Annotated in this window: 1 protein-coding gene and 1 pseudogene; both read left to right on the plus strand. The window is 72.1% G+C overall.

Annotated elements, in window-relative coordinates; translation table 11 throughout:
- The coding region (locus ACFYOH_RS40275) for an SDR family NAD(P)-dependent oxidoreductase (RefSeq protein WP_388636222.1) at positions 1–6,380 on the plus strand (6,380 nt) is incomplete at its 5' end.
- Between the two features lie 74 nt (positions 6,381–6,454).
- Positions 6,455–11,392, plus strand: a pseudogene (locus ACFYOH_RS40280) (type I polyketide synthase); the annotation flags it as partial.
- Positions 11,393–11,511 lie beyond the last annotated feature (119 nt).

Consider the following 11,511-nt stretch of genomic DNA (forward strand, 5'->3'; position numbering starts at 1 on the left):
TCGACGCGCTCGCCGAGCAGCGGCGCGCCGACGGACTGCCCGCCACCTCGATCGCCTGGGGCCCCTGGGCCGAAGGCGGCATGGCCGCCGACGAGACCCTCGCGCAGCGGATGCGGGCCGGCGGCGTACCGCCGATGACCACCTCGGCCGCGATCGACGCGCTGCAGCACGCACTGGACTCGCACGACACGGTGGTGGCCGTTGCGGACGTCGACTGGCAGCGGTTCGCACCAGGCTTCACCGCCGTGCGCCGAAGCCCCCTGCTGGCGGAACTCCCCGAAGTACGCGGGGCCCTGGCACCCGCCGAATCCGCCGCCGATTCCGGCACGGACAAGGTCCCCGCGTCCTCCCTCGCACAGCGCATGTCCCGTCTCCCCGAGACGGAGCAGCGGCGCCTGCTGCTGGATCTGGTACGTGAGACCGTCGCGGCCGTGCTCGGCCACGCCGGTCCCGAGACCGTCGGCGCCAACCGCGCGTTCAAGGAGCTCGGCTTCGACTCGCTGACGGCGGTCGAGCTTCGCAACCGCCTGGGGGCCGCAGGAGAGCTGCCGCTGCCCGCCACGCTGATCTACGACTACCCGACTCCGTCCGCGCTGGCCGATCACCTGTGGACCGAACTGCTCGGCACGCAGGCGGTGTCCGGCGGCCCGGTGTCGCGGTCGGCGGAGGCGACGGACGACCCGATCGCGATCGTCGGCATGAGCTGCCGCTTCCCTGGTGGCGTACGGTCGCCGGAAGACCTCTGGCAGCTCCTCGCCTCCGGGCGGGACGCGATCTCCGGCTTCCCCACCGACCGCGGCTGGGACCTCGACTCGCTGTACGGCTCCCGGTCGGACGCGCTGCCCACCACCGGCTCTCCCGCTTCCGGTACGACGAACACGTCGTACGCGCATGAGGGCGGCTTCCTCTACGACGCGGCCGAGTTCGACCCGGCGTTCTTCGGGATCAGCCCGCGCGAGGCGCTCGCCATGGACCCGCAGCAGCGGCTGCTGCTGGAGACGTCGTGGGAGGCGTTCGAGCGCGCCGGAATCGATCCGTCGTCCGTACGCGGCAGCCAGGCGGGCGTGTTCATCGGGACCAACGGTCAGGACTACCTGTCCCTGGTCCTCAACTCGCCCGAGGCCACCGACGGCTTCATGAGCACCGGCAACTCGGCCAGCGTCGTCTCCGGGCGTCTCGCCTACACCTTCGGTGTCGAAGGGCCTGCCGTGACGGTGGACACGGCCTGCTCCTCGTCGCTGGTCGCCCTGCACCTCGCCGCCCAGGCGCTGCGCAGTGGTGAGTGCGATCTGGCGCTGGCCGGCGGTGTGACCGTGATGTCGACACCCGGCGCGTTCATCGAGTTCAGCCGGCAGCGTGGTCTTGCTGCCGACGGCCGGGTGAAGGCGTTCGCGGCGGGTGCGGACGGCACCGGCTGGGGTGAGGGCGTGGGCATGCTGCTGGTCGAGCGGCTGTCCGATGCCCGCCGTAACGGTCACCCGGTGCTGGCGGTGGTCCGCGGCTCGGCGGTGAACCAGGATGGTGCGAGCAATGGTCTGACGGCGCCGAACGGTCCGTCGCAGCAGCGGGTGATCCGGCAGGCGCTGGCGAGTGCCGGGCTGTCCGCCGCCGATGTCGACGCGGTGGAGGCGCACGGTACGGGTACGACGCTGGGTGACCCGATCGAGGCGCAGGCACTGCTGGCCACCTACGGCAAGGAGCGGGCCGAGGACACGCCGTTGTGGCTGGGCTCGATCAAGTCGAACATCGGTCACACGCAGGCCGCGGCCGGTGTGGCCGGTGTGATCAAGATGGTGCTGGCGATGCGGCACGGTGTGCTGCCGCGGACCCTGCACGTGGACGAGCCGACCCCGCACGTGGACTGGTCGGCGGGCGCGGTGGAGTTGCTGACGGAGGCGCGGGAGTGGCCGGAGACCGGCCGCCCTCGCCGGGCGGGCGTGTCGTCCTTCGGTGTGAGTGGCACCAACGCCCACACCGTGCTCGAGCAGCCACCGGCAGAAGATGCGGACCGGACGGAGACCCTTCCGTACCAGGCCGCACCGTTGAGCACCATGTGGGTTCTCTCCGCCAAGTCCGACGGGGCGCTGCGGGCTCAGGCCGAGCGCCTGTGGGCGCGGATCGCCTCAGACGGCGATGCGAGGCCGGCAGATGTCGCCTATTCGCTGGCCACCTCGCGGGCCGCGCTGGAGCGACGGGCGGCGGTGGTCGGTGGGGACCGCGACGTCCTGCTGGCCGGGCTCGCCGCACTGGCGGCGGGGGAGCCGGGGTCGCAGGTGGTCCGGGGAACGGTCGGTGAGGGCCGCACGGCGTTCCTGTTCACCGGGCAGGGCAGCCAGCGGCTGGGGATGGGCCGGGAGCTGTACGACGCCTATCCCGTGTTCGCCCGGACGCTGGACGAGGTCTTCGCTCGGTTCGAACTGCCGTTGCGTGAGGCGGTGTTCGGCGATGAGTCCGGAGTTCTGGACCGGACGGCTTATACGCAGCCCGCGTTGTTCGCGGTGGAGGTGGCGCTGTTCCGGCTCCTCGAATCATGGGGTATCAAGGCGGACTTCGTCTCCGGTCACTCGATCGGTGAGATCGCGGCGGCGCATTGTGCGGGTGTGCTGTCGCTGGAGGACGCGTGCACGCTGGTCGCCGCGCGTGGCCGGCTGATGCAGGAGCTGCCGTCCGGTGGTGCGATGGTGGCGGTGCAGGCGACCGAGGACGAGGTCACCCCGTATCTGACCGACCGGGTGAGCATCGCCGCCGTCAACGGCCCGGCCTCCGTGGTCGTGGCCGGTGACGAGGACGTCGTACTGGAGATCGCGGCCCGCTTCGAGGAGCAGGGGCGCAAGACCCGTCGCCTGACGGTCAGTCACGCGTTCCACTCGCCGCACATGGACGGCATGCTGGACGCCTTCCGCAAGGTCGCCGAGGGCTTGTCGTACGAGGCCCCTGGCATCCCGGTCGTCTCCAATCTCACCGGCACGATCGCAATCCCGGAGGAGATCACCAACCCTGACTTCTGGGTCCGTCACGTCCGTGCAGCGGTCCGCTTCCACGACGGCATCCGCGCCCTGGAAGCCCAGGACGTCACCACGTTCATCGAGCTCGGCCCGGACGGTGTGCTCTCGGCGATGGGCCAGGACTGCGTCACCGGCGAGGACCATGCGTTCGTACCGGTGCTCCGCGCGGGCCGTCCGGAGCCGGAAACCCTGACCACGGCCCTCGCGCACGCCCACACCCGGGGCATCGCGGTGGACTGGCAGGCCTACTACGCCGGCACCGGCGCCCGACGCGTCGACCTGCCCACCTACGCCTTCCAGCGTCGGCACTACTGGGTCGACGTCTTCACCGGCTCCGACGACGTGACGTCCGTCGGCATCGGCTCGGCGGACCATCCGTTGCTGGGTGCCGCCGTGGAGCTGCCCGACTCGGACGGTTGCCTGTTCACGGGGCGGCTGTCGTTGCAGACACATCCCTGGCTGGCCGATCACACGGTCATGGGGCAAGTGGTGTTGCCCGCCTCGGCGTTCGTGGAGCTGGCGATCCACGCCGGCGACCAGGTCGGCTGCCCGGTGCCGGTCGAGCTGGACGTGCACACGCCGCTGGTGCTGCCGGAGCACGGCGGCGTCCAACTGCGGGTGCAGGTCGGCGAGTCCGGACCTGACGACGGCACGAGGGACCGGTCGGACCGCCGCACCTTGACGGTGTACTCGCGGCCCGAGCGGGCGACTTCCGGTGCCGGTGCCGGTGACGGCATTCGGCCGGACCTCCCGTGGACCCGCAACGCGAGCGCCACGCTCACCGCTGCCCCGGGTGCCGGAGACAGCCTCCCCGGCGCGGCCGACTTGGCGGTCTGGCCGCCGGCCGGTGCCGAAGCGGTGCCGGTCGACACGCTGTACGAGGCGTCGGCTGCCGCGGGGGTCGTGCACGGCGCATCCTTCCGGACGCTGCAGCAGGTGTGGGTGCGCGACGGAGTGGTCTTCGCCGAGGTGCGACTCGCTCCGGACCACGAGGAGGGCGACCGGGGGGAAGGCGGCCAGCGAGGAATCGCTGAGCGGTTCACCCTGCCTCCCGCGCTGCTCGACGCGGCGCTCCTGGCGGCTCACCGGTGTGCTCCGGGCGGTGTCAGGGCGGGTGATCTGGCCCTCGCCTGGCGGGAGGTGGTGCTGCACGCCCCGGCTCCCTCCGTGCTGCGGGTGCGGGTCGGTTCCGCGGGCGACGGTTCCGTGGCCTTGACCGCGACGGATTCCGCCGGTGCCCCGGTGGTGACGGCACAGTCCGTGGTCCTGCGCTCCTTCACCGCCGAGCAGGTGGCCGCCACCGTAGCGGCGATGGGCGACCGCAGTGCCCACCACGACTCGCTGTTCCGCCTCGAGTGGCTGCGCATGCCCGTCGCATCCGTCGCCGGATCCGAGAGCGGCGGCTACGCCGTCATCGGCGCACTGGACGACGCAGGAGTGACGGCGTCGCTCATGTCGGCGGGCATCCGGGCCGAGGTCTTCGACGACGTGTCGTCGCTGGAGACGGCCGTCGGCGCGGGCCGTGCTGTTCCGGACGTGATCCTGCTGCCGTGCGTATCCGGACCGCGCGCCGCTCACGGCGAGCACGGCGGGCACGGCGACGGCGGTGACGGCCACCACGGCGACAGGTCCCGCTTGGCCGCGCAGGTCGGTGCTTCCGTCACCCGGGTACTCGGCGCCCTGCAGTCCTGGCTGGCCGGTGACCGCTTCGCCGGCACTCGGCTGGTGGTCCTCACCGCCGGCGCGGTCGTCACCGGCCCGGGAGAGGACGTCGCGGACCTGGCGCACGCGGCGGTGTGGGGCCTGGTGCGGTCCGCGCAGTCGGAGAACCCCGACCGGATCGTCCTGCTCGACACCGACGGGACCGATGCCTCCTACGGCGCTCTTGCGGGGGCCGTCATGTCCGGGGAGCCGGAACTCGTCCTGCGGTCCGGTTCCGCGTACGTGCCGCGCCTTGCCCGTACGGCGCGGGTCGTCGAGCGGACGGCTCCGGCGTTCGATCCTGAGGGGACCGTCCTGATCACCGGGGCCACCGGTGGGCTGGGGCGGCTGCTCGCACGGCATCTGGCGGCGGAGCACGGGGCCCGCCGTCTGCTGCTGGTCAGCCGGAGCGGACCCGCCGCGGAGGGCATGGCCGAACTCCGGGAGGAACTCGGCCGGTGGGGGACACAGGTCACGGTGGCGGCCTGCGACGTGGCCGACCGCGCGGCGCTCGCCGAACTCCTCGCGACGGTGCCGGCGGAGCATCCGCTGACGGCCGTCGTGCACACCGCGGCCGTACTGGACGACGGTGTCGTCGACAAGCTCACGCCCGAGCGTGTCGCCCGGGTGCTGCGGGCGAAGGTCGACGCGGCGCTCAATCTGCACGACCTGACCCAGGACCTGGATCTGTCGGCGTTCGTGTTGTTCTCGGCGGCGGCCGGCACGCTCGGCGCCGCCGGGCAGGCCAACTACGCGGCGGCCAACGTATTCCTCGACGCGCTGGCCCGCCACCGCCGCGCCCGCGGACTGACCGCTCTGTCCCTGGTGTGGGGCATGTGGGCCGAGGAACGCGGCATGGCGGGCAGGCTGGCCGCCGCCGACCGCTCCCGTGCGGCACTCGGAGGCGTACTGCCGCTGTCGGCGGACCAGGGACTCGCCCTGTTCGACGCCGCCTGCCAGGCGAGCACCGCGTCCGGCGAGGCCGTCCTGGTGCCGCTCGGGCTCGACTTCGGTACCTTGCGCGCCGCCGCGGTGAGCGGCGACCTCCTGCCGATGTTCCGCGGCCTGGTGCGCACGACGGTCCGCCGCCGCTCCGGCGCCGGCCACACCGGCGGCGGAGACGGCGCCGAGGGACTCGCGCAGCGGCTGGCGCGGCTGTCGGCGGCCGAGCGGGAACAGACGGTGCTCGATCTGGTACGCGGGCAAGTGGCCGCCGTCCTGGGGCACACCTCGCACGACGAGGTGGGCGCCGGACAGGCGTTCCGCGAACTGGGCTTCGACTCCCTGACCGCGGTCGAACTGCGCAACCGGCTCGCCACGGCGACGGGGCTGCGCCTGCAGGCCACGCTCGTCTACGACTATCCGACACCGGCCGCACTCGCGCAGCACCTGCTCGGGCAGGTCGCGCCCGAGGCGGCCGAGCCGGAGGTGTCCGTGCTGGACGAGCTGAACCGGCTGGAGAACGCGTTCTCTTCGCCGGCGACCGACGGCCTGGCGGCGCTGATGGCGGACGACGCGGCACACGCCCGGGTCGCGGTACGCCTGCAGTCGCTTCTGGCGCAGTGGAACGACGCACGCCGTGGCCAGGGCGGCGGTGAGACCACGGCGGTCCTCGAAGACGCCAGCGACGACGAGCTGTTCGACTTCATCGACAAGCGGTTCGGCGCGAGCTGAAGCCATGAGCCGGCCATCGCATCGCACCCACCACCGCCACGATCTCGACGACCATCCGAATAGGTGAAGCGCCCATGGCGAACGAAGCAAAGCTCCGCGAATACCTCAAGAAAGTCACGACGGATCTCGACGAGGCGTACGGGCGGCTGCGGGACATCGAGGACCGGGCCCGGGAGCCCATCGCCATTGTGGCGATGAGCTGTCGTTTCCCGGGTGATGTGCGGTCGCCGGAGGATCTGTGGCGGTTGCTGGTCTCGGGTGGGGATGCGTTGTCCGGGTTCCCGGTGGACCGGGGTTGGGACGTGGAGGGGCTGTACGATCCGGATCCGGACGCGCAGGGGACGTCGTACACGCGTGAGGGTGGTTTCCTGCGGGAGGCGACGCGTTTCGATCCGGGGTTCTTCGGGATCTCGCCGCGTGAGGCGCTGGCGATGGATCCGCAGCAGCGGCTGCTGCTGGAGACGTCGTGGGAGGCGTTCGAGCGGGCGGGGATCGACCCGGGGACCCTGCGCGGCAGCCAGGCCGGTGTCTTCGTCGGCGTCAACGGCTCCGACTACCTCTCCGCCCTGCTGGAAGCCGACGACGACTTCGCCGGCCACCTGGGGACCGGCAACGCCGCCAGTGTGATGTCCGGACGTATCTCCTACACGTTCGGGCTGGAGGGTCCGGCGGTGACGGTGGACACCGCGTGCTCGGCCTCGCTCGTCGCCCTCCACCTGGCGGTGCAGGCGCTGCGCAACGGCGAGTGCTCGCTCGCGCTCGCCGGCGGCGCCCATGTGATGGCCACGCCCGGCCTGTTCGTGGAGTTCAGCCGGCAGCGCGGACTGTCCGCGGACGGCCGCTGCAAGGCGTTCTCCGCCGACGCCGACGGCTTTGGTCCGGCTGAGGGCGTGGGCATGCTGCTGGTGGAGCGGCTGTCGGACGCCCGGCGCAACGGCCACCCGGTGCTGGCGGTGGTGCGCGGCAGCGCCGTCAACCAGGACGGTGCGAGCAACGGCCTGACGGCGCCGAACGGTCCGTCGCAGCAGCGGGTGATCCGGCAGGCGCTGGCCAACGCTCGGCTGTCGGCCGACCAGGTCGACGCGGTGGAGGCGCACGGCACGGGTACGAGCCTGGGCGACCCGATCGAGGCGCAGGCGCTGCTGGCCACCTACGGCCAGGGGCGGGCGGAGGACCGTCCGCTGCTGCTGGGCTCGGTGAAGTCCAACATCGGGCATACGCAGGCCGCCGCGGGTGTGGCGGGTGTGATGAAGATGGTGCTGGCGATGCGGCACGGTGTGCTCCCGCCGAGCCTGCACATCAGCGAGCCGACCCCGCACGTCGACTGGTCCACCGGAGCCGTCGAGCTGCTCACCCGGCCCACCGACTGGCCGCAGACCGGTCACGCTCGGCGGGCCGGTGTGTCCGCGTTCGGTTTCAGTGGGACGAATGCGCATGTGGTGGTGGAGCAGGCGCCGGTGGAGGAGGGGTTGGAGCCGGGGTCGGGGTCGGTGGGGGAGCCGGGTCTGGTGGCTGGTGGGTGTGTGGTGTGGGCGTTGTCGGGCAGGAGTGCGGCGGCGTTGCGGGAGCAGGCGGGGCGGTTGCTGGCGTGGGTGGATGCGCATGAGGGTGTGCGTCCGGTGGATGTGGGTGTGTCGCTGGCGGTGGGCCGTGCGGGTCTGGAGCATCGTGCGGTGGTGGTGGGTGGTGAGGCTTCGCGGTTGCGTGCGGGGCTTGCTGCCGTGCAGGCGGGTTCGGTGGCGCCGGGTGTGGTGCAGGGGGTGAGTGCGGGGGGCAAGACGGTGTTCGTCTTCCCCGGACAGGGTTCGCAGTGGGCGGGCATGGCTGCGCAGCTTCTGGACGCTTCACCCGTGTTCGCTGCCCGGATCGGTGAGTGCGCGGCGGCGCTGGAGTCGTTCACGGACTGGTCGTTGGTGGATGTGTTGCGGCAGGTGCCGGGTGCGCCGTCGCTGGAGCGGGTGGATGTGGTCCAGCCCGCCCTGTTCGCGGTGATGGTGTCGCTGGCGGAGGTGTGGCGGTCGGCGGGTGTGGAGCCCGCTGCCGTGCTTGGCCATTCGCAGGGGGAGATCGCCGCCGCGTGTGTGGCGGGCGTCTTGAGTCTTGAGGATGCGGCGCGGGTGGTGGCGTTGCGCAGTCAGGCGATCGGCCGGGTTTTGGCCGGGCGTGGCGGGATGGTGTCGGTGGCGCTGCCGGTGGCGGTGGTGCGGGAGAGGATCGCCGTCTGGGGTGAGGAGCGGGTGTCGGTGGCGGCGGTGAACGGGCCGTCGTCGGTGGTGGTCTCGGGTGAGCCGCGGGCGCTGGAGGAGTTGCTGGCCGCCTGTGAGGCGGAAGGGGTGCGGGCCCGCAGGGTGCCGGTGGACTACGCGTCGCATTCCGCGCAGGTGGATTTGCTGCGTGAGGAGTTGCTGCGGCTGTTGGGCGGGATTGAGCCGCGGCCCGCGCGGGTGCCGTTCCTTTCCACGGTCTCCGGCCGGTGGGTGGAGGGTCCCGAGCTCGCGGCGGAGTACTGGTTCGACAACTTGCGTCGCACGGTGGAACTCGACGGTGCCGTAAGGGTGCTGGTGGAGCAGGGTTTCGGTGCGTTCGTGGAGTGCAGTGCGCATCCGGTGCTGGCGATGGGTGTGCAGGAGAGCGTCGAGGACGCGGGCCGGCAGGCCGCCGTGGTGGGGACGCTGCGCCGGGACGAGGGGGGAGTGGAGCGTTTCCTGGTGTCGTTGGGTGAGGCGTTCGTGCAGGGTGTGTCGGTGGACTGGAAGGCGGTGTTCGCCGGGACCGGTGCCCGCCGGGTCGACCTGCCCACCTACGCCTTCCAACACCAGAACTACTGGCCCGAGCCCGCTGCCCGTGCGGCACTGCCCGCATCGCCGACGGACCGTACGGACGCCTTGTTCTGGGAGGCGGTGGAGCGGGAGGACTGGGAGACGCTGGCCGCCGAGCTGGCGGTCGACGGGGACCAGCGGCTGAGCGAGGTGCTGCCCGCGCTGTCGTCCTGGCGGCGGCAGAGCCGTGAGACGTCGACCCTCGACGGATGGCGGTACCGCGTCGTCTGGAAACCACTGCCCGACAGCTCGACGGCCCCACGCCTCTCCGGAACCTGGCTGCTGCTGACGTCCCCGGACAGCCAGGGATCACTGGCGACCGGCATGACCCAGGCCCTCACCGAACGAGGCGCTGAAGTACAGCAGTTGGTGGTCAAGTCCGCCGACCGGGAAACGCTGGCCGCCCTGCTGCGCGAGGAGCTCGGCGAGGGGGAGCCCGTCAGCGGGGTGCTGTCGCTGCTCGCCCTGGACGCCGGGCAGCCCCTGCACAGCTCCCTCGCCCTGGTCCAGGCCCTCGGCGACGCGGAGGTCACGGCACCCCTGTGGTGCGCCACCCGCGGCGCGGTCTCCGTCAGCCCCTCCGAGCGGCTGGAGAACCCGGAGCAGGCGCTGGTCTGGGGCCTGGGCCGGGTGGCATCGATGGAGCACGGTGAGCGGTGGGGCGGTCTGCTCGACCTGCCGTCCGCGGCCGGTGACGAGGCCGACGAACGGTCGCTGAAGCGTCTGGCGGACGTGCTCGCGGCGGCCGGTGACGAGGACCAGCTCGCGCTGCGGCCCGCGGGAGTGTTCGTACGACGGCTGGTGCGGGCTCCGCTGGACCGCACCCCGGCGGTCCGTGACTGGCGGCCCGGGGGGACGGTGCTGGTCACCGGTGGTACCGGCGCGCTGGGCGCGCATGTGGCCCGGTGGCTGGCCCGCAAGGGTGCCGGGCATCTGCTGCTCACCAGCCGCAGTGGCCCCGACGCCCCCGGCGCCGGCGAACTGCGTGAGGAACTCACCGCCCTGGGCACGGAAGTGACCGTCGCGGCCTGCGACGTCGCCGACCGCACCGCCCTCGGTGAACTGCTCGCCGCGATACCGGAGGACCGGCCGCTGACGGCCGTGGTGCACACCGCGGCCGTACTGGACGACGGTGTCATCGAGGCGCTCACGCCGGACCAGCTGGACCGGGTGCTGCGGGTCAAGGGGGAGGCGACCCGGCATCTGCACGAACTGACCAGGGACCTGGACCTGTCGGCGTTCGTGCTGTTCTCCTCCTTCGCCGCCACCTTCGGCGCCCCCGGCCAGGGCAACCAGGCACCGGGCAACGCCTTCCTGGAGGCACTGGCCGAGCAGCGGCGGGCGGAGGGACTGACGGCCACCACGCTTGCCTGGGGACCCTGGGGCGACGGCAGTGCGGTCGCCGGCCCGGTGGGCGACCGTATGCGCCGGCACGGCATCCTGGAGATGGCGCCCGACCTCGCCGTCACGGCCCTGGGCCACGCCCTCGATCGGGACGAGACGGCACTGACCGTCATCGACATGGAGTGGAAGCGCTTCGCGCTCGCCTTCACCGCGGACCGGTCGCGTCCCCTGCTGGACGACCTGCCGGAGGCCCGGGAAGTCATCGAGAACGCACAACCCGACCACGCGGACGACCCCACGGGTGCGGTACCGCTCACCAAGCAGCTCGCGGGCCTGTCGGCCACCGAGCAGGAACGCCTGCTGCTGGACCTGGTGCGCGGCGCCGTCGCCGCCGTACTGGGGCATGCCGGCATCGACGCGGTGGAGGCCAACCGGGCCTTCAAGGAACTCGGCTTCGACTCGCTCACCGCAGTCGAACTGCGCAACCGGCTCGGCGCCGCGACCGGGCTGAAACTGCCGCCCACCCTGATCTTCGACCACCCGACGCCGTCCGCGGTGGCCGGATACCTGCGCGGCGGGGTGGTGCCGGAGGCGGACGGCGGCGCACCGGTGCTGGAAGAGCTCGACCGGCTTGAGTCGCTGCTCGCCGGCGCCAGCCCGGACAGCGTGACCAGGGCCCGTATCACCATGCGTCTGCAGTCGCTGCTGGGGAAGTGGAACGGCACCGACGCGCCGGCCGCCGAGGCCCCGTCCGCGCAGGGCGGTGGCATCAATGACGTGTCACAGCTTGAGGCGGCGAGCGACGAAGAACTCATCGCGTTCATCAACGAGGGCCTCGGCAGGGCCTGACTCGCCTTTCACCAAGTATGGCCCGTGAGCATTGACGGATTTCCTCGGTGTCCGTCAGACTTCTCGGTCGAGAACCGCGGTGAAATTGATCCCGCGGTTCTTTTCCCGACCCTTCCGCG

This window comes from Streptomyces sp. NPDC007856 (assembly GCF_042868225.1).
GTDB lineage: Bacteria > Actinomycetota > Actinomycetes > Streptomycetales > Streptomycetaceae > Streptomyces.